The 25,508-nt window shown below is 60.7% G+C and carries 24 protein-coding genes; 8 read left to right on the top strand and 16 right to left on the bottom strand.

The features are described from left to right. The first annotated feature begins 150 nt into the window (after positions 1–150). Positions 151–1,152, top strand: coding sequence for an HTH-type transcriptional regulator GalR (gene galR / locus ACL2XQ_RS21420; protein WP_413739671.1), 1,002 nt, complete (start codon positions 151–153; stop codon positions 1,150–1,152). Between the two features lie 15 nt (positions 1,153–1,167). On the opposite strand, the gene ACL2XQ_RS21425 is transcribed toward galR, so the two are convergent. The 5 genes from ACL2XQ_RS21425 to ACL2XQ_RS21445 all read right to left on the bottom strand — a co-directional run bounded on the left by ACL2XQ_RS21425 (position 1,168) and on the right by ACL2XQ_RS21445 (position 5,612). After that, positions 1,168–1,632: a GNAT family N-acetyltransferase gene (locus ACL2XQ_RS21425; protein ID WP_413721350.1), complete on the bottom strand. Its 465-nt coding sequence runs from the start codon at positions 1,630–1,632 to the stop codon at positions 1,168–1,170. Beyond that, complete coding sequence (locus ACL2XQ_RS21430) at positions 1,632–2,387, bottom strand: GntR family transcriptional regulator (RefSeq protein ID WP_410013667.1); 756 nt, start codon at positions 2,385–2,387, stop codon at positions 1,632–1,634. The genes ACL2XQ_RS21425 and ACL2XQ_RS21430 overlap by 1 nt, the downstream gene beginning before the upstream one ends. 98 nt (positions 2,388–2,485) lie before the next feature. Next, the gene (locus ACL2XQ_RS21435) at positions 2,486–2,803 is read right to left on the bottom strand and encodes a PTS sugar transporter subunit IIB (RefSeq protein WP_410013666.1); all 318 of its coding nucleotides are present in this window, start codon (positions 2,801–2,803) and stop codon (positions 2,486–2,488) included. Between the two features lie 11 nt (positions 2,804–2,814). After that, on the bottom strand, positions 2,815–4,251 hold the full coding sequence (locus tag ACL2XQ_RS21440) for a glycoside hydrolase family 1 protein (RefSeq protein ID WP_413739672.1): 1,437 nt from the start codon (positions 4,249–4,251) through the stop codon (positions 2,815–2,817). An 8-nt stretch (positions 4,252–4,259) separates the two neighbouring features. Then, positions 4,260–5,612, bottom strand: coding sequence for a PTS sugar transporter subunit IIC (locus ACL2XQ_RS21445; protein ID WP_410013664.1), 1,353 nt, complete (start codon positions 5,610–5,612; stop codon positions 4,260–4,262). 195 nt (positions 5,613–5,807) lie between these two features. Here ACL2XQ_RS21445 and ACL2XQ_RS21450 point away from each other — a divergent pair, with 195 nt between their 5' ends. Next, entirely contained in the window at positions 5,808–6,131 is a 324-nt protein-coding gene (locus ACL2XQ_RS21450; RefSeq protein WP_413732017.1) for a PTS lactose/cellobiose transporter subunit IIA, read from the top strand. A 178-nt stretch (positions 6,132–6,309) separates the two neighbouring features. Then, positions 6,310–7,128: a formate/nitrite transporter family protein gene (locus ACL2XQ_RS21455; RefSeq protein ID WP_413739673.1), complete on the top strand. Its 819-nt coding sequence runs from the start codon at positions 6,310–6,312 to the stop codon at positions 7,126–7,128. A gap of 47 nt (positions 7,129–7,175) precedes the next feature. Here the strand turns inward: ACL2XQ_RS21455 and lysA are convergent, their stop codons facing one another. Beyond that, positions 7,176–8,438, bottom strand: coding sequence for a diaminopimelate decarboxylase (gene lysA, locus ACL2XQ_RS21460; protein ID WP_413721355.1), 1,263 nt, complete (start codon positions 8,436–8,438; stop codon positions 7,176–7,178). Between the two features lie 122 nt (positions 8,439–8,560). On the opposite strand from lysA, the gene ACL2XQ_RS21465 reads away from it, so the two are divergent. Further along, positions 8,561–9,487 carry a LysR family transcriptional regulator gene (locus ACL2XQ_RS21465; RefSeq protein ID WP_413739674.1) on the top strand — a complete coding sequence of 309 codons (927 nt, stop codon included), beginning with the start codon at positions 8,561–8,563 and terminating at the stop codon, positions 9,485–9,487. Between the two features lie 40 nt (positions 9,488–9,527). Here ACL2XQ_RS21465 and ACL2XQ_RS21470 read toward each other — a convergent pair whose 3' ends face one another. From ACL2XQ_RS21470 to ACL2XQ_RS21495, 6 genes are all read right to left on the bottom strand, one after another. After that, positions 9,528–10,685 (bottom strand): MFS transporter, encoded by a 1,158-nt coding sequence (locus ACL2XQ_RS21470; protein WP_413739675.1) that lies wholly within the window; start codon positions 10,683–10,685, stop codon positions 9,528–9,530. A gap of 179 nt (positions 10,686–10,864) precedes the next feature. Further along, positions 10,865–11,587: a tetratricopeptide repeat protein gene (locus tag ACL2XQ_RS21475; RefSeq protein ID WP_413721358.1), complete on the bottom strand. Its 723-nt coding sequence runs from the start codon at positions 11,585–11,587 to the stop codon at positions 10,865–10,867. A 115-nt stretch (positions 11,588–11,702) separates the two neighbouring features. Next, positions 11,703–12,740, bottom strand: coding sequence for an NAD(P)H-quinone oxidoreductase (locus ACL2XQ_RS21480; RefSeq protein ID WP_413721359.1), 1,038 nt, complete (start codon positions 12,738–12,740; stop codon positions 11,703–11,705). Between the two features lie 93 nt (positions 12,741–12,833). Then, complete coding sequence (locus tag ACL2XQ_RS21485; RefSeq protein WP_413721360.1) at positions 12,834–13,781, bottom strand: dihydrodipicolinate synthase family protein; 948 nt, start codon at positions 13,779–13,781, stop codon at positions 12,834–12,836. Positions 13,782–13,847: 66 nt separating this feature from the next. Continuing rightward, positions 13,848–14,855 carry an ABC transporter ATP-binding protein gene (locus ACL2XQ_RS21490; protein ID WP_413739676.1) on the bottom strand — a complete coding sequence of 336 codons (1,008 nt, stop codon included), beginning with the start codon at positions 14,853–14,855 and terminating at the stop codon, positions 13,848–13,850. Further along, positions 14,836–16,539, bottom strand: a complete 1,704-nt coding sequence (locus ACL2XQ_RS21495) for an ABC transporter permease subunit (protein ID WP_413721362.1) — start codon at positions 16,537–16,539, stop codon at positions 14,836–14,838. Before ACL2XQ_RS21495 ends, ACL2XQ_RS21490 begins: the two co-directional genes overlap by 20 nt. A 494-nt stretch (positions 16,540–17,033) precedes the next feature. On the opposite strand from ACL2XQ_RS21495, the gene ACL2XQ_RS21500 reads away from it, so the two are divergent. Continuing rightward, positions 17,034–18,242 (top strand): pyridoxal phosphate-dependent aminotransferase, encoded by a 1,209-nt coding sequence (locus ACL2XQ_RS21500; protein WP_413727734.1) that lies wholly within the window; start codon positions 17,034–17,036, stop codon positions 18,240–18,242. Here ACL2XQ_RS21500 and ACL2XQ_RS21505 read toward each other — a convergent pair. The 4 genes from ACL2XQ_RS21505 to ACL2XQ_RS21520 form a co-directional block, all read right to left on the bottom strand. Beyond that, positions 18,239–19,372: a M24 family metallopeptidase gene (locus tag ACL2XQ_RS21505; RefSeq protein WP_413732010.1), complete on the bottom strand. Its 1,134-nt coding sequence runs from the start codon at positions 19,370–19,372 to the stop codon at positions 18,239–18,241. The genes ACL2XQ_RS21500 and ACL2XQ_RS21505 overlap by 4 nt on opposite strands. Before the next feature lie 18 nt (positions 19,373–19,390). Further along, positions 19,391–20,449: an ABC transporter substrate-binding protein gene (locus ACL2XQ_RS21510; RefSeq protein ID WP_413721365.1), complete on the bottom strand. Its 1,059-nt coding sequence runs from the start codon at positions 20,447–20,449 to the stop codon at positions 19,391–19,393. 72 nt (positions 20,450–20,521) lie between these two features. Then, entirely contained in the window at positions 20,522–21,223 is a 702-nt protein-coding gene (locus ACL2XQ_RS21515; RefSeq protein ID WP_413739677.1) for a type 1 glutamine amidotransferase, read from the bottom strand. Positions 21,224–21,270: 47 nt separating this feature from the next. Next, on the bottom strand, positions 21,271–21,936 hold the full coding sequence (locus ACL2XQ_RS21520) for a GntR family transcriptional regulator (protein ID WP_413721367.1): 666 nt from the start codon (positions 21,934–21,936) through the stop codon (positions 21,271–21,273). Positions 21,937–22,512: 576 nt separating this feature from the next. Between ACL2XQ_RS21520 and umuD the strand changes: the two genes are divergently transcribed. From umuD to panS, 3 genes are all read left to right on the top strand, one after another. Further along, a complete protein-coding gene (gene umuD, locus ACL2XQ_RS21525) occupies positions 22,513–22,944 on the top strand; it encodes a translesion error-prone DNA polymerase V autoproteolytic subunit (RefSeq protein ID WP_413721368.1) in 432 nt (143 codons plus the stop codon). 2 nt (positions 22,945–22,946) lie between these two features. Continuing rightward, positions 22,947–24,215 (top strand): translesion error-prone DNA polymerase V subunit UmuC, encoded by a 1,269-nt coding sequence (gene umuC, locus ACL2XQ_RS21530; RefSeq protein WP_413721369.1) that lies wholly within the window; start codon positions 22,947–22,949, stop codon positions 24,213–24,215. Between the two features lie 189 nt (positions 24,216–24,404). Further along, positions 24,405–25,331 carry a ketopantoate/pantoate/pantothenate transporter PanS gene (gene panS / locus ACL2XQ_RS21535; RefSeq protein ID WP_413721370.1) on the top strand — a complete coding sequence of 309 codons (927 nt, stop codon included), beginning with the start codon at positions 24,405–24,407 and terminating at the stop codon, positions 25,329–25,331. Positions 25,332–25,508 lie beyond the last annotated feature (177 nt).

Raw genomic sequence — 25,508 nt, forward strand, 5'->3', positions numbered from 1 at the left:
CCGCCACAAAGCAGAAAATCAGTCGCGGCGATAATTTTCATTTATCCCGCAGCGATCACCAAAGCTGTGCGCCAACGCCTTGCATCGGCGGGCTTTTTCCGTAAAACTTAATAATGTAAACGATTACCCTATTGAGAGCTTGTAAGCGATATGGCCACCATAAAGGATGTAGCTAAACTGGCGGGTGTATCAGTCGCCACAGTCTCGCGCGTTATCAATAATTCACCGAAGGCCAGCGACAATTCCCGCCAGGCGGTGCTTGGCGCCATGGAAGAGCTGCAATATCATCCCAACGCCAATGCCCGGGCGCTGGCGCAGCAATCCACCGAAACGGTGGGGCTTATCGTCTCGGACGTATCCGATCCGTTTTTCGGCGCCATGGTCAAGGCGGTGGAGCAGGTAGCCTATCGCACCGGTAACTTTCTGCTGATTGGCAACGGCTACCATATCCTGGAGCAGGAACGGCAGGCCATCGAGCAGTTGATCCGCCACCGCTGCGCCGCGCTGGTGGTTCATGCGCAGATGATCCCCGAAGAGGAGCTTAACGCCCTGATGGCGCATATTCCGGGCATGGTGCTGATTAACCGTATTCTGCCGGCCTATGCCAGCCGCTGCGTGGCCCTCGACGACCGTTATGGCGCCTGGCTGGCCACCCGCCACCTGATTCAGCAGGGCCACCGGCGCATTGCGTTTATCTGTTCAAGCCATCCCATTTCCGACAGCACCGATCGATTGCAGGGCTATCTGGATGCGCTGAGGGATCATGATATCGAGGTGGATGAGAAGCTTATCGCCTACGGCGAACCCGACGAGGTGGGCGGCGAGCAGGCCATTACCAGCCTGCTGGGGCGCGGGCGTAATTTTACCGCCATCGCCTGTTACAACGATTCCATGGCCGCCGGCGCGCTGGCGGTCCTCAGCGATAACGGTATCGACGTGCCGGAGCAAATCTCGCTGGTCGGCTTCGACGATGTGCTGATTTCGCGTTACCTGCGACCGCGCCTGACCACTATCCGCTATCCGGTGGTGGCGATGGCCACCCAGGCGGCGCAGCTGGCGCTGGCGCTGGCGAATGGGGATCCGCTGCCGGAGGTGACCAATACCTTCAGCCCGACCCTGGTAAGGCGTCACTCGGTCGCGCCGCCGCCTTAAGCGGCGACCGCGAATTTACCGCGCGTCCGCGCGCAGCTGATAGAGATGCACCGGCATATCGGGATATTCGATCCCGTCGCCGATATAGTCCCAGCCGTGGCGTTCATAATAGCCGGTAAAGGTGGCGTACAAATACAGGGAACCGAAACCGGCCCGGCGGCTGAAATCCTGCACAAACGCCTGCAGCTGCCGTCCCAGGCCCCGCCCCCGGTATGCTTCATCGACATACAGCGCCGCCAGCCAGGGGGTGAGGTCCTGGCGGCTCAACAGATCGCTGCGCCACAGGCCCACGGTGCCCACCGGGCGGCCGTCGTCAAGGGCGATAAAGGTGATCGGCAGGCCGTCCCGGCGCATGCCATTGTCGACGATGGCGGCATAGAACCCCCGGCCGGCGCCGTGGCCGAAAGCGCGCCATAGCCAGTCGGTCACCTGTTCTTTATGCCGGGCATGGTCCGCCAGCGGGGCAATCACCACCGGCATCAGACCAGTTTTCCCTGGAAAATGGGCACCGATTCAAACAAAAAGCCGTCGAATTCCGGCGCATCGGCATCGGAAATTTCCATCAGGGTGTTTTTGACGCTTTCCATATGCTGCCACATGCACTGGTAGGAGGCCATCACGTCGCGCCGGCGCAGGGCCACCAGAATATTCTGATGATCCGCCAGCCAGCGCAGCCGCAGGGAACGCGTATCTATATGGCTGTAGAGCTGCTGCCACAACGCGCTGGATTCCTGCCGCAGCCAGATGGATTTTACCGTTTCCAGCAGCATCTGGTTTTGCGTGGCGCCGGCAATCAGCTCGTGAAACAGCTTATCGTTATTCTCGCTGCGCTCGTTGGTAATGATATCGCGCTGCTCCTGCTCCAGCGTCCGGCGCAGGTTTTCAATGTCCATTTTGGTGGCCATTTTGGCGGCGAACGCGGCGATATTGCTCTCCAGAAGCTGGCGGGCCTGCAGCAGTTCAAACGGCCCCACCTCGCTTTCAAGGTAATGGGTTCCCTCGGTGTCCCCGCCCGGAATGCGTATCACATATACGCCGGAACCCTGGCGGATATCCACCACCCCCTCCAGCTCCAGCATCAGGAGGGCCTCGCGGATAATGGTGCGGCTGACGCCGTAGGTTTCCGCAATATTACGCTCCGGGGGCAAACGCGTACCGATCGGGTAATGACCTGACTGGATCTTCTGCCGCAGATCCCGGCCAATTTCCTGATACTGTTTTTTTTCCTGCAACATCACACCTTCTTCCCCTCGCCCGTTAACGCGTAGCCTGAAACACGATATGCCCGCGACAGGACGGCAGGCTTGCTTCCTGCCGTTTGCCGGCGCGCGGGCTAGTGTAACAAACCCAGGGCCTGATCGAGTACTTTCGCGCCGTTTAAAGTGCCATAGGCCACCGAATCGATTACCGCGATGGGGATCTGGTATTCATCGGTCAGCTTTTTGTTTTCCACAAGCTTAAAGCGCACCTGCGGCCCCAGCAACACGACCAGGATATCGTTGCCGAACGTTTGCAGCTCATCGCGCAGGTTTTGTTCGGGGATGGCGTAAATCTTGTATTCCAGGGAGCGGCTGGCCGCTTCCTTTTCCATTTTGGTCACCACCAGCGAGGTGGACATGCCCGCGGAACAGGCCAGGACGATACGTTTCATAGGTATTCCTCTTATTTATCTTCGTCATCGAGCGTTAACGCCAGGGTGCGGGTAGCGCTTAAGCGGGCGAACCAGGCGGCGGATTTTTTCGGCTGCCGGCGCAACTGTTGCTGCAGGTCGATTTCAATCAGACCATAGCGGTTTTTAAACGCGTTCATCGGCGAAACATTATCGGTAAACGCCCAGAGCATATAACCCAGGCAGCGCGCGCCCTCCTCCCGGGCTTTTAACGCCCAGTACAGATGTTCGGCGATAAAGTCGATGCGGTAATCATCCTGGATCACGCCGGCGGGGTCTTTAAAGCGTTCCTCATGTTCAACGCCCATGCCGTTTTCGGCGATAAACCAGGGCATATCCGGATAATCGCGGTTCATCCGCTGCGCCATGTCATAGACAATCCGGGGATGGATTTCCCAGCCGCGCGAGGGATTCATCCGCCGTCCCGGCAGCTCGAACGGCTCATAATAATATGCCGGATGGAACGGGGTATTGTCATTCCACTGGCGGCTGGGGGCCTTGACCCGATGGGGATAATAAAGATTAATCCCCACCTCATGCACCGGATAACGGCGGATAATGTCCAGTTCCTGCGCGTCGTAATGCCACTCGACCCCATGGCGGCGCAGCAGCTCCATTAACTCCGGTGGATAGACGCCCAGCAGCAACGGATCGAGAAATACCCGGTTATAAAACAGATCGTAGAGATGCGCCGCCCGCTGGTCATGGGGAGCGCTGGAACGGGCATAAGTCACCTCCGGATTAAGGATAACCCCGAGCGATCCGCCGCCGCGCCGGTAGCCTTGTTCTTCAAACAACTGTACCAGCCGGGCGGTGGCGAGGATTTTATGATGGTTCCACTGCATCCATTTATGGGTATTCTGTTCATAGGGATAACGCAGGGCATCCAGGTAAACCCGGGTCTGCACCACAATCGGCTCGTTAAAGGAAAACCAGCGCTTCACCTTGCCGGCATAACGCGCGAACACTTTTTCCGCGTAGCGGACAAACAGTTCCACCACCCGCTTCGACTGCCAGCCGCCATGGCGTTCCAGCAGGCAGGCCGGCAGCTCGTAATGCTCCAGGCAGATCATCGGCTCAATACCCTGCCTGATCATCTCATCAAGAAAATTATCGATATAGGCCGCATAATCCTCATCGACAATCACCTGCTCGTGATCCACCAGGAAACGCGACCAGTTGATCGAGGTGCGGTAATGCGTCAGCCCGGCCTGCTTCATCAGCGCCACGTCTTCGGCGTAGCGATGGATAAAATCGGTGGCCACCGCCGGGCCATAGCCGTTATGCCAGACGTGGCGGTCCTGCTGGTACCACAGGTCGAGATAAGAATCCTGGCCCGGCTTCTTGCCGCTCCAGCCCTCGGTTTGCCAGGCGGACGCCGCGGCGCCCAGGATAAAATCCGCCGGGATGGCGATGCTAACCTTGCTCATGTCCGTCCTCACGATGACTTAAGGGTTTGCGCGCGGGATGCTTCGCTCATTTCCGCCGCCAGCTGCGCCTGGTCCGCGCGGCGCGACGCCACCTGGACAAAAGGCAGATAGATCAGGAACGACACCACGATGCAGCACAACTGCGTAATCACCGCGCCCATCGATCCGGCGGTGGACAGCCAGGCGTTAATCAGCGGCGGCGTGGTCCAGGGCACCATCACCACCGCCTTGTCGGCAAAACCCAGGCTGGTGGCGAAATAGCCGATGGTGCCGGTGACCAGCGGCGTAATAATAAAAGGAATGGCCAGGATCGGATTAAGCATGATCGGCATGCCGAAGATCACCGGTTCATTAATATTAAACACCGAGGGACCAAGGGATAATTTAGCGATTTCTTTCATCTCCTTGCGCTTGGATGTAAACAATACCGCCATTAATAATCCGATGGTCAGGCCGGAACCGCCGATGCTCATATACACATCCCAAAACGGCATGGTAATGATATTGGGAATATCCTTGCCCTGTTCAAACGCGGTCATATTGACGGTAATGGCGCCGAGCAATAAAGGTTCGCGAATCGGCTTAATCATTTGGTTGCCGTGAATGCCGATGACCCAGAACATCTGGGCGACGAACATCAGCACCAGGATGCCCGGCAGGCTTTGCACCACCGATTCCAGCGGCTGCTGTACCACCTTATATACCGCATCGTACAGATACATGCCGGTCACGCGCTGGAAGACGAACCCAAAGGTCGCCAGCAGCAGCACGGTAATAATGGCCGGGATCAGGGCGGTAAAAGACGCGGACACATTGGGCGGCACGGTATCCGGCATCTTAATGCGGAATTTATCCACCTTTTCCAGGCGCGAATAAACCTCCACCGATAAAATCGCCATAAACATGCCGAGGAACAGGCTCTTGGTATCCGAAAACTGCCGCGCCAGCACGTCCTTGACCACCATCATCTGGTCGCCGACCATTAACTGCAGCGTGGTCGGCGTGACGGCGATAAAACAAATTACCGCCAGCAGCCCGGGAAATAAGGTGCGTGACCCATTAAGCCGGCCCAGCTCAATACCGATTAGGAATACCGCGCCGATGGTTAAAAAATTCAGGGTGGCGTAGTTAATACTGCTCATAATAGGCTTAAGCGTCGCCAGCGGCGCGAAGAAACTAAAACTGGCGAGGCCGTTAACCGGATCGAGCACCATATTGGAGATCAACACCGAAAACGCGCCGACAATGATGACCGGCATTAAGGTAATAAATGCCGCCTTGATCGCCATAATATAGCGAAAGCTATTAAATTTAGTGGCAAACGATCCCAGAGAATCGATCATACGATCCTTAAATGACATGACACCACCTCATCATCAGTGAGTTAAGCCTATTGATATGCACGTTTGCCGGTAGCCGGCAGGTTTTATTGTGGGTTTGGCATACCAAAAACTAGCGTAACTGAATTTATTTTCTGTGATCATGCTCTCACAAGCCAACATTGGAATTCCAATATGATGAAATTACCAAATTTGGTATACCAATAGAGGTGGCGAATGGAAGATTTTGAACAAACTGTGATGGAATTGCTGATTAACGCCGGCGAAGCCCGTTCCGAGAGCATGAGCGCCATCCAGTCGGCGCGGGAACGCAACTGGGACGAGGCGCGGGAGAGGATGGACGCGGCGCGCCAGGCCTCGCGCCGCGCCCACGCCATCCAGACGCGGCTTATCGGGCTGGATGAGGGGACGGGCAAGGTGCCGGTCAATTTAATCATGGTCCACGCGCAGGATCATTTGATGACCGCCATGCTGTGCCAGGATCTGGCGCAGGAATTTATCCTGATGCGCCGCGAGCTGGCGGACCTGGCCGCGCGCTGATCCGCACGGGCCTTAAGCCGCGCCGGCGGCGAATGGCCGGCGCGGCCTGAAGCCCGCGGCCATGTCGGTGCAGAACGGTGTTTTAATTTTTAACACTCTTTTAGCGGCCAACCGTTGGCTTCGCCGCGGGGGGAGGATATGATGCGAATCACCACTTTCTTTTAACATATAAACTACCATGTCGTTTCATTCTCCTAAAGAAGTCGCAGCAATCGCTGTGCAAACGGGCGCCACCAAAAGCCGCGCGCCGCTCCCCTATTTACTGGTGCTCGGCTGTCTGGCCGGTGCGTATATCGCGATAGGTTTTATGCTGGATATCCATGTGACCGCCAGCCTGCCCGCCGACTGGGGGTCGTTCGGCGTCTTTTTAGGGGCGGCGGTGTTCCCGGTGGGGCTGGTGCTGACGCTTATCGCCGGAGGAGAACTCCTGACCGGCAATATGATGACGCTGCCTATTGCCTGGCTGGCGCGGCAAATCTCTTTTATGTCGCTGATACGCAACTGGTTCTGGATTACCGTCGCCAACTTTGCCGGCAGCATTTTGATTGCGTGGTTTTTCGGCCACGTGCTCGGCCTGACCGAAGGCGCGTTCCTGGCCAAAACCGCGGCCACCGCCCAGGCAAAGATTTCCGCCGATTTCCTGCACGCCTTTATTTCCGGCATCGGCTGCAACTGGCTGGTGAGCCTGGCGGTATGGCTGGCATACAGCGGCAAGGATGTGGCCAGTAAGATCCTGGGTATCTGGTTCCCGATCATGGCGTTTGTCGATCTCGGCTTCCAGCACGTGGTGGCCAATATGTTCGTGATTCCGGCGGCGATTTTTGCCGGGCAGGCGACCTGGGCGCAGTACTGGGGCAACTTCCCCGGCGTGTTCCTGGGCAACGCCGCCGGCGGCGCCATCTTTGTCGCGCTGGTCTATTATATTGCCTATCGCCCCATGGCGGCCGACACCGCGGCCGCGGCGCCGTTGCCGGCGGCCGGGCGCAGCAAAGCCTGAGTTCCCGGGTACCGCCGCACCGCCGGCGAAGACCCCGCCGTTTTGGGTTACAAGCGTTCCAGCGCCAGCAGCTCATCCAGCGTCTGGCGGCGGCGGATCAGGCGCGGGCGGCCCTGCGTGAACAAGACTTCGGGCAGCAGCGGGCGGGTATTGTAATTGGATGACATTGAGGCGCCGTAGGCGCCGGTATCATGGAACACCAGGTAATCGCCCACCCGGGCGGCGGGCAATGGCCGCGGCTCGATGCCGCCGCCGGCCAACTGGGTAAACACATCCCCCGATTCGCACAGCGGGCCGCCCACCACCGTCGCTATTTCCGCCCGGCCGTCCGGCTCGCCGCCGTCGGCCGGGATCAGCGAAATATGGTGATAGCTGCCGTACATCGCCGGGCGCATCAGATCGTTGAAACCGGCGTCCACCAGCACGAAATGGCGACTGCCCATCTCCTTGACCGCCTGCACCTGCGCCACCAGCGCGCCGGATTCCGCCACCAGGAAACGCCCCGGCTCGATTTCCAGCGTCACCGGATGGCCCAGATGGTCGCTGATTTCACGGCGCGCGGCATCCCACAGGCCAAAGTAATGCCCGGTGTTGATCGCCTCCTCGCCAAACCGGTACGGCACCGACAGCCCGCCGCCGGCGGAAATGGCGTGGACATCCTGGCCGGAGGCGATAACTTCCCGCACCATCGCCGCGCAGACCTGGCGCAAATGGTCATAATCCACGCCGGATCCGATATGCATATGCAGGCCGACGAGCTTTAAGCCGTAGCGCCGGATTTGCGCGATGGCCAGCGGCAGGTCGGCATACCAGATCCCGTGCTTGCTGTTTTCGCCGCCGGTATTGGTTTTCTGGCTATGGCCGTGGCCGAAGCCGGGGTTAATGCGCAGCCATACCGCATGCCCGGGCGAATGCCGCCCCAGTTGTTCCAGCATATCCACCGAACCGGCGTTGACCGGGATGGCGAGCTCCACCACCCGTTGCAGGGTCGGGCGGTCAAAGACATCGGCGGTGAACACCATATCAGCCGGCTGTTGTCCCGGGCGGTAGCCCGCCGCCAGCGCCCGCTCGATTTCACCCAGGGACACGGCATCGACCTTTACCCCCTGCTCGCGCATCAGGCTCAGGATATGGATGTTGGAGCAGGCCTTCTGGGCAAAACGAATCACGTCGAACTGCCGCAGCTGGCGGATGCGCTCGTTAATCACTTCGGCTTCATAGGCCCACACCGGGCCGCCGTATTGCCGGGCCAGTTGCCGCAAATTGACCGCGTTAAGCGCGCTTTGGGTGTGAAAAAGGTTATGTGGCATGGGGTTCCCGTCGGTGTTACCGCTTTGAGCCTATTTTTATCTATTACTGGCTATCGATAAAATATCTATTTTAGCGTCAGCTATTCACCTATGATATTGGTTTAGGGGCTGGGAGCGGTATTATGGCGGCAATTTCATTGCGACATATCGATATCTTTCACGCGGTGATGACCACCGGCAATCTTACCGAGGCGGCGGCGCTGCTCCATACCTCGCAGCCCACGGTCAGCCGGGAGCTGGCGCGCTTCGAGCATTTGCTGCGCATGACGCTGTTCGAGCGGATTAAAGGCCGGCTGAAACCCACCGGCGAAGGGTTGCGCCTATTTGAAGAGGTGCAGCGCTCCTATTACGGGCTGGATCGCATTGTCAGCGCCGCCCAGGCCATTCGCGAGTTCCGCCAGGCGCAGCTGTCGGTGGCCTGCTTGCCGGTGTTTTCCCAATCGCTGCTGCCGCTGGTATGCCGGGATTTTTTCGACCGTCATCCGGCGGTCAGCCTGAGCGTGGTGCCGCAGGAGTCGCCGCTGCTGGAGGAATGGCTCTCCGCCCAGCGCCACGATATCGGCCTGACGGAAAATACCTTTACCCCCGCGGGCACCGGGCGCGAGACCCTGATGACCCTTAACGAGGTGTGCGTGCTGCCCGCCGGCCACCCGTTGACCCGGCGGGAGCGCCTGACCCCGCGGGATTTTCACCATCTGCCGTATATCAGCCTGTCGGCCACCGACAGCTACCGCCAGCTGCTGGATCGGCTGTTCAGCCAGGAAGGCGTGGAGCGCGGCATGGTGGTGGAGACCCATAGCGCCGCGTCGGTGTGCGCGATGGTACGCGCCGGGGTCGGCATTTCCATTGTCAATCCGCTGACCGCGCTGGATTACGCTGCCGGCGGCGTGGTATTACGCCCCTTCAGTCACCAGGTGCCGTTCACGGTCAGCCTGATCCGGCCGCTGCACCGTCCGGCATCGGCCCTGGTCAGCCATTTTATCGATTACCTGCATACCTTTGCCGCCGCCGTTCCCGCCCGGCTGGACGCCGCGCTGGCGCAGTCGTGATCCCGTCCCAGAGCATCCGCCGGGGGGGCCGGCGGCCACGTTATGCGGCCACCGGCCGGCCGGGAGAACGAGAGAAGGTCAGCAGGCACACCAGCAGCCCGCACAGCGCCATCGCCGCCGCGGCCAGCGGCACCGCAGTCAGTCCCAGGCCGGTGGCGATCACCTTGCCGCCGGCCCAGGCGCCAAACGCATTGCCGATATTGAACGCGGAGATATTCAGCGTCGATACCAGGTTGGGCGCATCGTCGCCGTGCGCCACCACGTTAATCTGCAGCGCCGGGATGGTGCTGAAGGTGGCCAGCGCCCAAAAGAACAGGGTGATTTCCGCCGGCAGCAGCGCGCGACTGGTCCAGTAAAACATCACCGAGAACACCGCGATCAGGGCAAAACTCAGTATCAGGCTGAAGGAGACCCGCCAGTCGGCCAGACGGCCGCCAATCAGGTTGCCCAGCGTTAAACCCGCACCGATTAAAAACAGCGTCCAGCTGACCCCCCGATCGCTGACTCCGGTCACCTGCAGCAACAGCGGCGCAATATAGCTGAACAGCGTAAACATGGCGGCGGCGAAACACACCGTCATCAGCAGCGACAGTAGCAGGCGGCCATTGCGCAGCGCGGCGAATTCCCGGGCCAGGTCGGCGGGCGCCGCATCGCGCTGCGGCGGCAGGCTGGCCAGCAGGGCGACAAATCCCACGATGCCCAGGAGCGAGACGCCCCAGAACGTCGCGCGCCAGCCGTACAGCTGCCCAAGCCAGGTGCCGGCGGGCACCCCCAGCACATTGGCAAGGGTCAAACCGGTAAACATCAGCGCCACCGCCGACGCCCGCCGGTGCGGCGGCACCAGCCCGGCGGCCACCACCGCGCCGATGCCAAAAAAGGCGCCGTGGCTCAGCGCCGTGATCACCCTGGCCAGCATCAGCAGACCGTAATCGTAGGACCAGGCGCACAGGGCATTGCCGATAATAAATATCACCATCAGCAGCGCCAGGCAGGTTTTGCGCGGCAGCCGGGCGGTCAGAATCGCCATGATGGGCGCACCCGCCGCCACGCCGATGGCGTAACCGCTGATAAGCCAGCCGGCGTCCGGCAGCGATACCGCCAGGCTTTCCGCCACTTGCGGCAACAGGCCCATAATGACGAATTCAGTCGTCCCGATGGCGAACGCGCTCAGCGCCAGGGCCAGAAGAGCAACAGGCATAACAGACTCCTATACATCATCCCGCCCGCGGGCCGGAAAGGTTATGTAGCGATAATGAGGACGGTACGGTAGGGAAAAGAGGGGGGCGGCCAAGGGAGCCGCAATGCGATTGCCGGGCTAATCGTTATAATATTGTTAAAATAACACGCGCCGCGGCCGGCGCCAATACCGCTGCGTGCTCAGTAGAGCGAGACCCGCTGAAAATCGCCATCCGCCCGCACGTTCATGCCGAACCCGCAGTCGCCCGAGACGGTCTCCAGGTGCGCCGCATTAGCCGTAAAGGTCATGTTGACCTGACAGGACGACCCGTCCGCCTGCGCGTCCTGGCGATAAACGCCATGGCCGCCGTCAAGTGATTGCACCACCGAAAACTCGCCCATATTCGGGCCGTAGTACATCCCCATCACCGGCATATAAAAGCCGTTAAAGCTGATTTTCCACGCCTCGCCCTCGGGCTGTACCGAAACGGTGCTCCATACCCCTTTACCGGCGTAGCGCCAGTAGGTGCCCATCGGGGTGGCGGCCAGTGCCGGGCGCAGGCGGTCAAGCACCGGCTGGATCAGCGCCAGGTTGGTGCGGGTTTTGTCGTCATCCGGCGCCAGGGAAAGCCAGGCCGCGGCCTTTAACGGCTCGCCGGCGTGGATCAGTGCCAGCGCCACGTTGTTATAGGCGGTCGCGATGGCCGCGGCGGGCAAACGGCAAAATTCACTCCAGGCGGCCTGGGCGGTAAACTCATCCGCCGCGCGCGCCATATGGCCCTGCTGATAAGCCGTATTGCCCGCCTGGGCATAGTCGTCAAGGCGCGCGCAATCGGTTTTGATCTGCTCGTCTTTTGGCGTCGCATAGCTCAACGCGCTATACAATCCCAGGGCGAACGCCCCGGTTTTCAATATCCTGTCCATCCCCTGCCCATATCGCTGCCGCCCCGTATCTCCCGCGATAATGAAGCGCCGGCGGCGATAAGTAAAGATGAAGCCGGCAAGGTGAATCCCGCCGGGCGAAAAAAACGGCCGCCGGTCAGCCGTTGCCGTCCAGTAAATCCGCATAGGCGTCGGTTACCAGCATGATTTTACCGATATGGGTGCTCCCTTCCATCAGCGCATGGGCCTCGGCGGCCTGGCGCAACGGAAAAGCCCGTTCGATCAGCGGCCGGATCTTACCCGCCGCCAGCAGCGGCCAGACCTGCTGCTGCAAGTCGGCGGCGATGGCGGCCTTGTCCGCCACCGGACGCGGCCGCAGCGTCGAGCCGGTATGGATCAGGCGCTTGGCCAGCATCTTCATCAGATTGAGCTCTTTTGCCGGGCCATCCTGTACGCCGATTTGCACGATGCGCCCGTCCATCGCCGCCGCCGCATAGTTACGCGCCACATAGTCGCCGGCAATCAGATCGACAATCACATCCGCGCCATGCCCGCCGGTCAGCCGTTCCGTCTGTGCGACAAAATCCTCGGTACGGTAGTTAATGGCATGATCGGCGCCCAGCTTGCGCGCCGCCGCGCATTTCTCTTCGGAGCCGACGGTGGTCAGCACCGTGGCGCCAAAGGCCTTCGCCAGCATAATGGCGACGGTGCCGATACCGGAGGTGCCGCCGTGCACCAGCAGGATCTCCCCTGCTTTGAGCTTACCGCGCTGGAAAACGTTAACCCAGACGGTGAAAAAGGTCTCCGGCAGCGCCGCGGCCTCCAGCAGCGACAGGCCCTGCGGCACCGGCAGCGCGTTGCTTTCATGCACCACGCAATATTCGGCGTAACCGCCGCCGGCCACCAGGCCGCACACCTCGTCGCCGACGGCAAAACGCCCGGCGCCGTCGCCCAGCGCCGCCACGACCCCCGCGAACTCAAGCCCCGGCAGCTCGGAGGCGCCCGCGGGCGGCGGATAACTGCCTTTACGCTGCAACACGTCGGGACGGTTAACGCCCGCCGCGGCAACCTTGACCAGCAGGTAGCCGGGACCGGGACGGGGTACCGGCAGCTCGGCCGCAATCAGTTGTTCGGGGCCGCCGGGCTGTTTAATCCTGACGGCTTGCATGGTGGCGGGAACGGTGGATAAAGTCATAGCTAGCGTCCTGTAACAAAGTCTTCAATCCCGGGTCGGGATAAAGAATTAACGATCCGATGCAAGATAGCCTAGCCTATTTTGCGCCGCGGCTCAGCTATCCGCCGTGCTATGTTCGCGTAATCGCGTTTCAAGTCGTGCGATTAACTGCCCCAGTTCGCGCATATCGTCACCGTCCAGCACCGGGCCGGGTTGCCGCACCGCCGCGCTGCGGATCACCCCCCGGCGGCGCAATGTTTCCTTGCGCAGCGCCAGGCCGATGCCGTACTGGAATTCGTGGCGCAGCAGCGGCAGATAGACATCAAATACATCCTCGGCCTGCTCGGCCTTGCCTGCCTGGAACAGCGCGCAGACCCGCACCAGCATTTCCGGATAGGCGAATCCGGTCATCGCCCCGTCCGCGCCGCGCCGCATTTCCTGCGGTAAAAACAGACCGCCGTTGCCGGCCAGGATACTGATGCGCCGCAGGCCGCGCGCCGCGCTTTGTCCCCGTACCTGGCTCAGCTTGCGCAGTCCCGGCAAATCTTCATGTTTCAGCATCACCAACTGCGGCAGCGCCTCAATCAAGCGAAGGATCACCGCCACCGACGTATGCACGCCGGTGGACTGGGGAAAATCCTGCAGGCAGATGGGCACATCGCCCCCCAGCAATCCCGCCACCGTCAAATAATATTGGCTTATTTGATCGTCGGTTTTAAGATTGGCCACCGGCGCCAGCATCACGCCGGCGGCGCCCAGCTCCATGGCGGTATGGCTTAGCCGCTGTACGTGACGGTGGGACGCGTGGCTGACGCCGACCACCACCGGCACCCGCCCATTGACACGCGTCAGCACCCGGCGCATAAACAGCAGCGATTCGTCGTCCGTCAGCTTGGGCGCCTCCCCCATCATGCCGAGAATGGTGATACCGCTGACGCCCTGCTGCAAATAAAAATCGGTCAGGCGATCGGCGCTGTCCAAATCCAGCCCGCCGTCATCGGTAAAGGGGGTGGCTGAAATGATATAGACGCCGCGCGCCTGTTCATTGAGTTTATCGGTCATATCTACCCTACCTTGCTGAATAAAATGTGTCTCGTCCGCCAGGACGCGGCGGCGGAGGGCGGTCCCTCAGGCACGCGGGTCCTGGTGAAATACCATGGCGTCCCCCGGCTGGAACCCCCAGTCGACGATGTGACCGGGCGTACGCTCAAGGGTTGGGATATCCGGCGGCGCATAGGCGATAATGGTTTGTCCCAGCGAGGCGATAAACAGCTTCCAGTGCATGCCGCAAAAGGTCGCCGCCTGAATTTCGCCCCGGTGGCGCACCGCCGCCCGGCGGCCCGGGTCGCCCACCAGCAGATGTTCCGGGCGGATGCCAAGTCGGGCGCCGCCGTCCTGTTGGATAAAATTACATTCCCCCAGAAATCCGGCGACAAAAGGACTGCCCGGCCGGCGGTACAAGGTTTCCGGCGCGCCGGACTCCACAATGCCGCCGTTTTCCATGATCACGATGGTATCGGAGAGATTCATCGCCTCCTCCTGATCGTGGGTGACAAACACCACGGTCAGGCCCAGTTCCCGGTGCAGTTGTTTAATCTGCAGCTGTATGGTCTGGCGCAGGTTTTTATCCAGCGCCCCCAGCGGCTCATCCATCAGCAGGATATCCGGATTGAATACCAGCGCCCGCGCCAGCGCGGTGCGCTGCTGCTGGCCGCCGGACAGTTCCCCCGGCATGCGCGCGCGGTACTCGTCAAGGCTGACCAGCGCCAGGGCCTCCGCCACCTTGCGTTCTATATCCGCTTTGGCCATGCGCCGCATGCGCAGCGGAAAGGCGACATTTTCAAACACCGACATATGCGGAAACAGCGCGTAGTTCTGGAATACCATGCCGATATTGCGATCGGCAATCGGCGTGCTGCTGACATTTTTTCCGGCGATGTGCACGCTGCCGCGATCCGGCATTTCAAACCCGGCGATAATTTTCAGTAAGGTGGTCTTGCCGGAGCCTGAGGCGCCCAGTAAGGTGCAAAACTCGCCGCGCCGCACCGCAAGGTCCACGTTCGGCAGGGCAATGACGCCACCGTAGGTTTTGCGGATCCCCCTGAGTGCGACGTCTTTACCTTGTAGCTGTTGCATGCTTTTCTCCATGGCGACCGAACAGGCTGTGGGCGATTAAAATCAGCGCGGTGGCGGCGATCAGCACGCAGGACGCGGAAATGACCGTCGGGTCGAAGTCAAATGACAAGCCCTCATACATCAGTTTTGGCAGCGTGCGGTTGCGCAGGGTTGTCAGGAACAGCGCCATCACCACATCGTCGAACGAGGTAATAAACGCAAACACCGCCCCGCCGATGATGCCCGGCAGCAGGGCCGGCAGCATCACCCGCCGGAACATCCGCGGCCAACTCGCGCCCAGGCTGAGCGCCGCCAGCTCCAGGTTGGGATCAAAGCTTTGCAGCGCCGCGCGCAGGGTAATATAGACATAGGGGGTGGCCAGCACCGTATGGCCGATAACCAGCGCCACCGAGTTACTGATCAAGCCGCGCGGACCACACAGATAATACAGCGCCACGGCGGTGATAATCGCCGGCACCGACATCGGGATGATAAACAACGTTTCCAGCAAGCCTTTACGGCCCGGGCGCATCTTATAGACGCCCAGCGCGGCGGCGGCCCCCAGCGCCATCGAGGCGGCGGTGACCATCGCGCCGACCTTGACGCTTTGCCATAGCGCGGCCATCCATTTGGGATCCTGGAAGAAATTGCGATACCAGCGGACGCCGTATTCCGGCGGCGGAAAGGTCGGAAAGCTGCCGGTGCCGAAGCTCATCGGGATCACCACCAGGATCGGCAACAGCAGGAACGCCGCGCACAATACGCCCGCCAGCGCGCCGATACGTCCGCCGCCCGTCCGCCGGGCGCTGCTCATCTGGCTGCCCTTGCCCGCCTGGCCGCTCATGAGTTTATCCAGTCCGAACAGGCGATTGAACAGCCACAGCGCGAACAGCGTGGTCACCAGCAATACTCCCGCCAGCGCGGCGGCGATGCCCCAGTTCAGCTCATCGCTGATATTGTGCGAGATAAGCTCGGCAATCATGCGCTGCGCCGGGCCGCCCATCAGCGAAGGCGTGATGTAGTACCCCACCGCGTTCATAAACACGATAATGGCTCCCGCCACCATGCCGGGGCGCGTCAGCGGCAAAATCACCCGGGTGAATATGCCGATAGAATCGGCGCCCATGCCTTGGGCCGCCAGGATAAGCGAGTTATCCAGCGCCCGGAACGAAGCGTACAGCGGTAATACCACGAACGGCATCAGTACATGGGTCATGCCGATCAGCACACCGGTAAAGTTATAGAGAAAGGCGATCGGATGATCGATAAGGCTGGTGGTGATAAGCAGCGTATTCAGCGGCCCGTTTTGCTGCAACAGCGCGATCCAGGCCGATGTGCGCACCAGCGCGCTGGACCAGAATGGCAGCAGCACGGCAAAAAACAGCAGTTTCGACAGCGCCGGCCTGACCGATGCCATCAGGTAAGCCAGCGGATAACTCATGATCACGCAGCTGCCGGTCACCACGGTGGCGATGACAAAGGTGTTTTGCAGCACGATGCGGTAGATCGGCACCTGCAGCAGGCGCAGATAATTATCCGCCGACAGCGCGCCCTGGCTGTACAAGCCCTGTTTAAGCAGGCCCAGAATCGGCCAGATAAAAAACAGCGCCAGGAAAACCAGCAGCGGCAGGGCCAGCAGGCACAGGCGGGAAAAACGCCGCGTCTCCTTGTCCCGGCCTGCCGCGCTCAGTGTTATGGTCGACATAGATTCTCCATGGGGCCGAACTTGCGCAGACCGCCGCCAGCCTGGGGCTGACTGCGGTTTTGACGATAAGCGTCGGCCGCGTTGATCCATGATAGGAATGATGTTTTCACTTTGCCTCCGCAGCTTGCACGCAACCTTGACCGCGCCGGCGCATGCTTGCCGGGGAAGGCCTCGTCCGGCATTCTTTTTGCATACTTCTGGTATACCAAGAGTAACGCTGAAATCTTATGCAAGAAGCAGACCCGAAATGCAGCGTCGGAAAAATTTCATTCTTCCCCGGCCCCGTCGGCGCGCGCAGAGCGAACATCGCCCCGCATATCATGGCGGTACGGGTATTTCTAAGCTGCATAGATATCGGTACAGACGGGGCCTGCGCCAGCCGGCGGCGTTCGTTTATGGGGCATCAGGCCCCAGGCGGGTGCAACGGGGCAAAGGATAAGGCCTTTATCGCCGCCCAGAAACCTTAATGGCACCACATTATTCAAGGGGATGACATGTCAGAAAAATTTATTGCCCGGCGTATGAAACGCGTACGCCCCTCGCCAACCGGGGCCATAGCCGATACCGTGCGCGCCATGGAGGAAGCGGGCCTTGATGTAATAAACCTGGGCCTGGGCGAGCTGGATTTCGCCACGCCGCCGGCCATCGGCCAAGCCGGGATCGATGCCATAGTGCGCGGCGACACCAAATATACCGCCGTGGCCGGCACATTGGCGCTGAGGCAGGCGATCGCCGATAAGTTCCAACGAGATAACGGGCTATCCTACCGGCCGGCGGAGATCATCGCCGGCACCGGCGCCAAGCAGCTTATTTTCAACGCCTTTATGGCCACCCTGTCGCCGGGAGATGAAGTGATTATTCCGGCGCCCTATTGGGTCTCCTATCCGGATATGGTGGCGCTGGCCGAGGGCGAGACGCGAATAGTGGCCTGTAGCGAAGCGTCGGGCTGGAAGCTACAGCCCGAGGATCTGAGGGCGGCCATTACCCCGCGCACCCGCTGGCTGGTGCTCAACTCCCCCAACAACCCCACCGGGGCGGTCTATTGCCATCAGGAACTGGCGGCGCTGGCCGCCGTGCTGGTCGATGCGCCGCAGGTACTGGTGCTATCTGATGATATCTACGAACGCCTGCGCCACCAGGACGAGCCGTTTGCCACGCTGGCGGCGGTTGAGCCGCGCCTGCGGGATCGGACGCTGACGGTTAACGGGTTATCAAAAGGGTTCTCCATGACCGGCTGGCGGCTGGGCTATGCAGGCGGGCCGGGCTGGCTGATTACCGCCATGCAGGTGTTGCAATCGCAGAGCACCTCCAATCCCAGTTCGGTATCCCAGGCGGCGGCGCTGACCGCGCTGACCGCGCCCGACGATTTTACCGCCGGCTGGCTGGCCCGGCTTGCGGCGCGGCGGGCGATAGTCATGGCGATGATTGACCAGGTGGAGGGACTCAGCGCCCAAACTCCCCCCGGCGCCTTCTATGTCTTTGCCTGCTGCTGCGGACTGCTGGGTAAACGCGCGCCCGACGGCGCTTTGCTGGCAACCGATGGCGACGTGGCCGACTATCTGGCGCGCAGCGCCCGGGTGGCGACGCTGCAAGGCGCGGCATTCGGCATGTCGCCCTATATCCGCATCGCCTATGCCCTCGACGACCAACGCCTGTCTGAAGCCTGCGAACGCATTAAACAGGCCTGCGCCCGGCTGCGCTAACTGATAAACAACTGGCGCGGGAACTGGGTTAACCGCTCATAGCCGCTGTCGGTAATCGCGATGGTTTCGGACATGCCGAAACCACGCGCCAGTACATAGGTATGAAACGTCATGCCCGGGACAAAATGCCAGGCGCAGCCCGGCGCCGCTTCCAGCGGCTCGCCGCCGCTCGGCGCCAGCAGCAGGCCGACCGAATAGAAGGTTTTATTGGTGTAGGTCTCGCGCAGTCCCGCCGCCAGCACGCCCTCGCGATAGACCGCGTCCGGCACGGTGGCCGCCACGCCGGGCCGCACTTCCGCCAGCGCCGCATCCTGTATGGCAATCAACTGCTCCACCGTGCGGCGGTCCTCATCGCTGGCCTGGCCGACGCGGATCGGGCGCATAAAGCGCGCATGGTAATGCCGTACGTTGGGCGTGGTTTCAATCTGTACGATATCGCCGTGCGCCAGCACCCGATCGCTGTAACCGCCGTGCAAATGGTAAGCACGCTCCCCCGACGACATGACCCCCGGCCCCGGCAAATCACTGCCGGCGCGGATCATGGCGCTACAGATTTCCGCCGCCATGTCCCGTTCACTGACGCCGGGCCTGGCCGCCCCGATCGCCGCCGCCATGCCGGCCTCGGCCGCCCGCGCCGCCCTGCGTTGATAGCTGATTTCCGCCGGGGACTTAATAAAGCGCATCTCCGTAACCAATTGGCTTTCATCGAGCATCAGCGCATCCGGCAGACCGGCCCGGAGGCCGTTAAACCGCGCCACCGACAGCGGCCATGCCCCCATTTCCACCGCCAGCCGGGGCGAACTGCCGAGCCGCGAGCGGATCGCCTGCACCGCGACGGCGGTTTTATCGTCGCTGTCGCTCCACATCTCCCGATCGGGGAACAGGCAGGTGCTGTCGAGATAATATGCTTCCACGTCACGGCAAATCACCGTCGGATCGCCGTTCGCCGGAATAATGGCAAACTGGAACGACGAGTAGGCGCGGGTAAAGAATCCCGTCAGCCAGGTTACGCTTTCCGGCATAAACGCCAGCAGGGCATCATAGCCTTTTGCCACCAGTTGTTGCCGCACCCGCGCCAGGCGTTGGTCATATTCCGCTTTTTCAAACCAGTAATTGGTTTCCACCATCATTGATACCCTATTTGTGAATTACTGTTGCATGGCGGTGTTGTAGGCTTCACCCGCCGCCAGGGAATGGGCCGCCCACCAGTCGATATTCATAAACAACGCGTTGGCCAGGCGTTCAGGCGTCGAGGGCAGCCGCCCCAAGCGCGATTTATCAATCAGCGGGATTGACTTAGGCGTTACCGGACCGTAGGCCACATATTGACTGAAACGCGCCTGCACCTCCGGGCGAATGATGTAGTTGAGGAATTTAACCGCCTGCGCCTTGTTGGGCGCGTCTTTGACAATCATAAAATAGCCTACCTGGGCCACCGATTGATCCCAGGCCATGGCAATCGGCAGACCGTCGTCAATGCCGGCCTGGAAACGGCCGTTCCAGCCCAGCGCCATGACCACTTCGCCGCTGCCCAGCGCCTGTACCGGCTGCGCGCCCGATGACCACCACATGGCGACATAGGGCTTGATCTGGCGGATCTTATTCAACGCGCGCTCCATGCCGGCGGGCGTATCAAGGGTTTTATACACATCGGCGGGCGCGACGCCGTCGGCCAGCAGCGCCGCTTCCAGCACGGTGTCCGGCTTATCCGGCAGCGTGCGCTTACCGGGGAATTTCTTCACGTCCCAGAAGTCGGAGAACGTTTTCGGTCCGCCGTTGGGAAAAGCCTTGGTCGAATAGCCGATTACCGTGGAAAAGATTTCCGACGGTACGCCGTAGTCGTTGCGGGCCTGGGGCAGCACATTGCTTTCATCGACCATATCCGGCGTGATTTTTTCAAACAGGCCGCTTTTCGCCCCCTGCATCAGGCTGGCGCCGCCGGCGGTCACCACGTCCCACTCGACTTTATGGGTATCCACCATCGCCTTGATACGCGCGATAACCGGATTGGTATCCTCGATAACCTCAATGCCGGTTTCCTGGGTAAAAGGTTTCATCCAGGCCGCGCGAATGCCATCCTGGTATGCGCCGCCCCAACTGGCAAACGTCATTTCATCGGCTGCGGCGGCGTTTAACGGCAGCGCCGACGCGGCAACGACAGTAACGGCGGCAAACGCGCCGAGCAGTTTTATGCGCAATCTTGTCATCACTTCTCTCCCTTCATCACTGGAAACATCGTTCCCGGCACGAAACCCTGCCCCGCGCCGGGCGATAAGCCGTTAGCTTGCGATAAACGCCGCAAAGCGGGTCAGCATGGATTTGGCCGCCGCGGCTTCGTCGGCGGTAGCGATAAGATGCCCGATATCCGCCCCGTCGCGCTCCATGGTGGCGCGGTTTTGCTCAAACCACAGCGGCGCCTGCCGCAGCGTAATTTCCGGATGGCCCTGGATACCCCAGATTGGCTGATCTTTATAACGCCAAATTTGGTTGGGGCATTGATCGCTGGCCGCGAGGATGGTCATGTCGGGATGGGTGGCGCGCACTTCATCGTTGTGCCAGACAAACATATACACCTGCGGCACGATGCCGGAGGCGATGGCATCGCCGGCGGCCGCGGGTGTCGCCTGCAGCCATTTATTGCCGATTTCGCACGTGGGGCACCGGAACACCTGATCCCGCCCGCACAACGCCGAGGCGAGGATCTGGCTACCGAAACAGATCCCCAGCATGGGGATGCCCAGGCCGGCGGCTTGCGTGATCAGCTGGTGTTCACGGTGGATAAAGGGAATATCTTCATAAGCGCCGTGCGGACTGCCTGAAAGAAAAATGCCGTCATAACCGGTCAGGTCGGCCGGAAACTGGTTCTGATAAGCCCAGTGGCGGTCAACCTCCAGCCCCCATGACTCAAAACGATCGTCCAGGCGGGCGATCGTCTGTTGCGATTGACCGTTGTGAAGATACAGCAGACGCTTGCGACCCATTGGGCCCTCCTGATATTCGTTAACGGACCGCTGTCGGCGGCCGGTAGTTAGCGCGAACCGCCGCCGGTGACCGACTGGAATATGGCGTTGCGCGCGCCCTCGATATGCCGCACCATCGCCTGCGCCGCCCGCTCGCCGTCGCCCGCCTCAATGGCGTCGACGATCGCCAGGTGCTCGTTGCGCCCCGGTTCAAAACGCGAGGGCACGGTCTCTTTGCCAAACATCCGGGTGCGGGTGCGCAGCTCGCCTATCAGGCGCAGCAAGAGCTTATTGCCGCTGGTCTCGGCGATACTGAGATGCAGGAAGTCGTCGACTTCCCAATGATGGCCGGCCGTAACCTGATCGGGACCGGCCATCGCCATCAGCCGCTGGCGGATGGCGCCCAGCTTCGCCGCCGACATCTTGCCGGCGGCGCTGCGGGCGGCGTCGGCTTCCAGCAGCATGCGCACCGACATGATTTCTAAAATTTCGCTTAATTCCACGCCGTTAACCAGCAGCGTCCGCCCCGATCGGCGCAGATAATGGCTGCCTTCCAACCGGCCGAGCGCCTCGCGCACGGGCGTACGCGACAGGCCCAGCTGTTCCGCCAGCCGGCGTTCGTTTACCACGTCGCCATTGGCCAGGGCGCCGGCCTGGATCATGCGCAGCACGGCGTCAAAGGCATTTTGCGTTAACGATTGATCGTGCGGTGGGGTTAATTCCGTTGCTTTCATTATTGCCTCCGTACTGCATGATTTTTACCCTGCCCTCTTTTTGTATTCTATTTGTATACCATTTGTCTACCGCAACATCCGCCGCTTAAATGCCCTGAACGTCTGATAACAGGCGGCGAATTGCAGTAAAATAAGCAAATCTTATTTCTTGACCGACTGCGGGCGCGTCCGGCGCCGGGCGAACGTATACCGCCAAGGCCCGTAGCAGGCATTGCGCGGGCTGAGCAGGGGCAGAAGAAAGAGCGGCGGGGCGGCAAGCGAAATAGTAATGCAGTCATTTTTGATCTGGCTGGCGCGCAGAGATAGGTTATCCGTATGGCGGTGTTTTTCCCGCGCCCGCGCCCTGGGGCAACATAAGGTTGCCGCATGAAACCAATAACATATCCTAACTAATAATTAGCTATATAAATTATATACATGAGCGAGATAACGCCCATGCACTGCCGGTTAAATTTTTTGATCCTTATTTATCAGCCAGCTAATCGCTTTTTAGGCCGCTGTCCCGCTTCGGCGTCTTTTCAAACCGCCTGATTTATTTATACTGGACACATAAACAGTATTAATGGATTTATCAGCATGAAGATTATCACGACATTTTTTGCGCCCGCCGACCTGTTGCCGGTGCTGTCCCTGCCGCTGTTCGCCGACCGGTGCCGGGCGGGTTTTCCCTCGCCGGCCCAGGATTATGTCGAAAAGACCCTCGACCTGAACGAATACTGTATCCGCCATCCCAGCGCCACCTATTTTGTCCGCGCCAGCGGCGATTCCATGACCGACGCGGGTATCGGCGACGGCGATCTGCTGGTGGTGGACCGGGCGGAAAAAGCCGGCCACGGCGATATCGTCATTGCCGCCGTCGACGGCGAATTTACCGTCAAACGGCTCTGCCTGCGGCCGCGCCTGGCGCTGCAGCCGATGAATCCGGCGTTCCCCGAACTGTTTCCCGACCCCGACACGCTGGAAATCTTCGGCGTGGTGCTGTTCGCCGTTCACGACACCCGCAATTGATCATGTTTGCCCTGGCCGACGTCAACAGCTTCTACGCCTCATGCGAAGGCCTGTTCCGTCCGGATCTGCGCGGCGTGCCGATCGTGGTGCTGAGCAATAACGACGGCTGCGTGATTGCCCGATCGGCGGAGGCGAAAAAACTCGGGGTGAAAATGGGCCTGCCCTATTTTCAACTGGAAGCGTTATTGCGCCGGCAGCGCATCGCCGTGTTTTCCTCGAACTACGCCCTGTACGCCGATATGTCGGCGCGGGTGATGGCGACGCTTGAAGCCCTGGCGCCCCGTACCGAGGTGTACTCCATCGACGAAGCCTGGATGGATGTCGCCGGCATAAATGCCAGCGTGCCCTACGATCGGTTCGGCCGGCAGGTGCGCGCGGCGGTGCGGGAGGTGACCGGATTGACGGTGGGGGTAGGCATTGCCCGCACCAAAACCCTGGCCAAACTGTGCAATCATGCGGCCAAGCGGTGGCCGGCCACCGGCGGCGTGGTGGCGCTTGACGATCCGATCCGGCTGCGCAGGCTGATGGCGTTGACGCCGGTTGAGGATGTGTGGGGCGTTGGGCGGCGTATCGGCAAAAAACTCACCGCCATGGGCATGCAAACCACGCTGCAGCTGGCCGACGCCAATATCCATTTTATCCGCAAAACCTTCGGCGTGGTGCTGGAGCGCACGGTACGGGAGCTGCGCGGCGAATCCTGCCTCAGTCTGGAGCAGCAGCCGCCGGCCAAGCAGCAGATCGTCTGCAGCCGCTCGTTTGGCGGCCGGGTCACCGATCTTGCCGCCATGCGCCAGGCGGTCTGCCGCTACGCCGGGCGCGCGGCGGAAAAACTGCGCCAGGAAAAACAGTATTGCCGCCAGATAGCGGTATTTATCCGCTCATCCCCCTACGCCATCAATGAGCCTTATTATGCCAACGGCGCCAGCGAAACGCTGCTCACCGCCACCCAGGATACCCGGGATATTATGGCGGCCGCCGTGCGCGGCCTGGAGCGCATCTGGCGCGACGGCCCCCGTTACGCCAAGGCGGGGGTAATGCTGAATGATTTTTCTCCCACCCGCCAGGCCCAGTTCCAGCTGTTTGACGACCATCCTCCCCGTCCGTCCAGCCGTGAGCTGATGGCGGTGCTCGACCGCATCAACCAGACCGGTATCGGCCATATCGGGTTTGCGGGCCAGGGCATCGCCCCCGCCTGGGCGATGAAGCGCGAGATGCTATCGCCGGCTTATACCACGCGCTGGGGGCAATTGCCCGTCGCCAGGATAATCTGAAGACGCGGGGTTAAAAAAGCCGCGCGGGCAAGGCCGGCACAGCCGGCAACGCGCTTTATTGACGGTAATATATTGCCACCCATCCGGATTGACGGTACAAATAAAGCCGCTATGGCAAGCGCGGGGGCCGTATCAGCTCCCGGCAACACAATTTACCTATTAAAATAAGATAATAAGGACACACCTCACATGTTAGCCAAGATTACCCGCCTGTTCCCGCTGTGGGCTGTTTTGCTGTCCATCGCCGCCTACTATTCCCCGACCACCTTTACCCGCATCGGGCCCTATGTGAGCATCCTGCTGATGCTGATTATGTTCGCCATGGGCGTCACGCTCCGGGTGGCTGATTTTAAACGCGTCCTCTCCCGCCCGGCGCCGGTTATCGCCGCCACCTTCCTGCACTACCTGGTGATGCCGCTGGCCGCCTGGATACTGGCCAAGCTGTTCCAGATGCCGCCCGATCTGTCGGCGGGCATGATCCTGGTGGGCAGCGTCGCCAGCGGCACGGCCTCCAATGTGATGATTTACCTGGCGAAAGGCGATGTGGCGCTGTCGGTGACCATTTCCGCCGTGTCCACCCTGGTGGGGGTTTTCGCCACGCCGCTGCTGACCCGGCTGTATGTGGATGCGCAGATCAAGGTCGATGTGGCGGGCATGCTGCTGAGCATTTTGCAGATTGTGGTTATCCCGATCTTTGCCGGCCTGGTTATCCATCATTTGTTTACCCGCGCCGTTAAGCGCGTGGAGCCTTGGCTGCCGGCGTTCTCAATGATCTGCATCCTGGCGATTATCAGCGCGGTGGTGGGCGGCAGCCAGGGATTTATCGGCTCGGTGGGGCTGGTGGTGATCGCGGCGGTGATCCTGCATAACGGCATCGGCCTGCTGAGCGGCTACTGGGGCGGAAAACTGTTCGGCTTTGACGAAACCACCTGCCGCACGCTGGCCATGGAGGTCGGCATGCAAAACTCCGGTCTGGCGGCCACCCTGGGCAAGATTTATTTCTCCCCCCTGGCCGCGCTGCCCGGCGCGCTGTTCTCGGTATGGCACAACCTGTCCGGTTCGGTGCTGGCCGGCTACTGGTCCGGCCGTCCGATCAAGAACGGGAAGCCAAAATAACGGCGCTACGCTATCAATGACGCCATGCCGTCCGGCGCAGAGGTTGCGCCGGCGGTTAACGTATCAGAAAGCTTAACGGAATACGTCCGCGCGGCTCGCCCATTTGATAAATAAAACCGCGGTGATTCCACCGTCGCCTATCGCCGGATTTACGCGTTGATGTGGTCATGGCCGCCT

The sequence above is a fragment of the Sodalis sp. RH14 genome (assembly GCF_047324285.1).
Classification (GTDB): Bacteria; Pseudomonadota; Gammaproteobacteria; order Enterobacterales; family Enterobacteriaceae; genus Acerihabitans.

Bases quoted from the DNA above. Each gene is read 5' to 3' on its own strand.
- galR (WP_413739671.1), top strand. From the start codon at position 151: ATGGCCACCATAAAGGATGTAGCTAAACTGGCGGGTGTATCAGTCGCC.
- ACL2XQ_RS21425 (WP_413721350.1), bottom strand. From the start codon at position 1,632: ATGCCGGTGGTGATTGCCCCGCTGGCGGACCATGCCCGGCATAAAGAA.
- ACL2XQ_RS21430 (WP_410013667.1), bottom strand. From the start codon at position 2,387: ATGTTGCAGGAAAAAAAACAGTATCAGGAAATTGGCCGGGATCTGCGG.
- ACL2XQ_RS21435 (WP_410013666.1), bottom strand. From the start codon at position 2,803: ATGAAACGTATCGTCCTGGCCTGTTCCGCGGGCATGTCCACCTCGCTG.
- ACL2XQ_RS21440 (WP_413739672.1), bottom strand. From the start codon at position 4,251: ATGAGCAAGGTTAGCATCGCCATCCCGGCGGATTTTATCCTGGGCGCC.
- ACL2XQ_RS21445 (WP_410013664.1), bottom strand. From the start codon at position 5,612: ATGTCATTTAAGGATCGTATGATCGATTCTCTGGGATCGTTTGCCACT.
- ACL2XQ_RS21450 (WP_413732017.1), top strand. From the start codon at position 5,808: ATGGAAGATTTTGAACAAACTGTGATGGAATTGCTGATTAACGCCGGC.
- ACL2XQ_RS21455 (WP_413739673.1), top strand. From the start codon at position 6,310: ATGTCGTTTCATTCTCCTAAAGAAGTCGCAGCAATCGCTGTGCAAACG.
- lysA (WP_413721355.1), bottom strand. From the start codon at position 8,438: ATGCCACATAACCTTTTTCACACCCAAAGCGCGCTTAACGCGGTCAAT.
- ACL2XQ_RS21465 (WP_413739674.1), top strand. From the start codon at position 8,561: ATGGCGGCAATTTCATTGCGACATATCGATATCTTTCACGCGGTGATG.
- ACL2XQ_RS21470 (WP_413739675.1), bottom strand. From the start codon at position 10,685: ATGCCTGTTGCTCTTCTGGCCCTGGCGCTGAGCGCGTTCGCCATCGGG.
- ACL2XQ_RS21475 (WP_413721358.1), bottom strand. From the start codon at position 11,587: ATGGACAGGATATTGAAAACCGGGGCGTTCGCCCTGGGATTGTATAGC.
- ACL2XQ_RS21480 (WP_413721359.1), bottom strand. From the start codon at position 12,740: ATGACTTTATCCACCGTTCCCGCCACCATGCAAGCCGTCAGGATTAAA.
- ACL2XQ_RS21485 (WP_413721360.1), bottom strand. From the start codon at position 13,781: ATGACCGATAAACTCAATGAACAGGCGCGCGGCGTCTATATCATTTCA.
- ACL2XQ_RS21490 (WP_413739676.1), bottom strand. From the start codon at position 14,855: ATGCAACAGCTACAAGGTAAAGACGTCGCACTCAGGGGGATCCGCAAA.
- ACL2XQ_RS21495 (WP_413721362.1), bottom strand. From the start codon at position 16,539: ATGTCGACCATAACACTGAGCGCGGCAGGCCGGGACAAGGAGACGCGG.
- ACL2XQ_RS21500 (WP_413727734.1), top strand. From the start codon at position 17,034: ATGTCAGAAAAATTTATTGCCCGGCGTATGAAACGCGTACGCCCCTCG.
- ACL2XQ_RS21505 (WP_413732010.1), bottom strand. From the start codon at position 19,372: ATGATGGTGGAAACCAATTACTGGTTTGAAAAAGCGGAATATGACCAA.
- ACL2XQ_RS21510 (WP_413721365.1), bottom strand. From the start codon at position 20,449: ATGACAAGATTGCGCATAAAACTGCTCGGCGCGTTTGCCGCCGTTACT.
- ACL2XQ_RS21515 (WP_413739677.1), bottom strand. From the start codon at position 21,223: ATGGGTCGCAAGCGTCTGCTGTATCTTCACAACGGTCAATCGCAACAG.
- ACL2XQ_RS21520 (WP_413721367.1), bottom strand. From the start codon at position 21,936: ATGAAAGCAACGGAATTAACCCCACCGCACGATCAATCGTTAACGCAA.
- umuD (WP_413721368.1), top strand. From the start codon at position 22,513: ATGAAGATTATCACGACATTTTTTGCGCCCGCCGACCTGTTGCCGGTG.
- umuC (WP_413721369.1), top strand. From the start codon at position 22,947: ATGTTTGCCCTGGCCGACGTCAACAGCTTCTACGCCTCATGCGAAGGC.
- panS (WP_413721370.1), top strand. From the start codon at position 24,405: ATGTTAGCCAAGATTACCCGCCTGTTCCCGCTGTGGGCTGTTTTGCTG.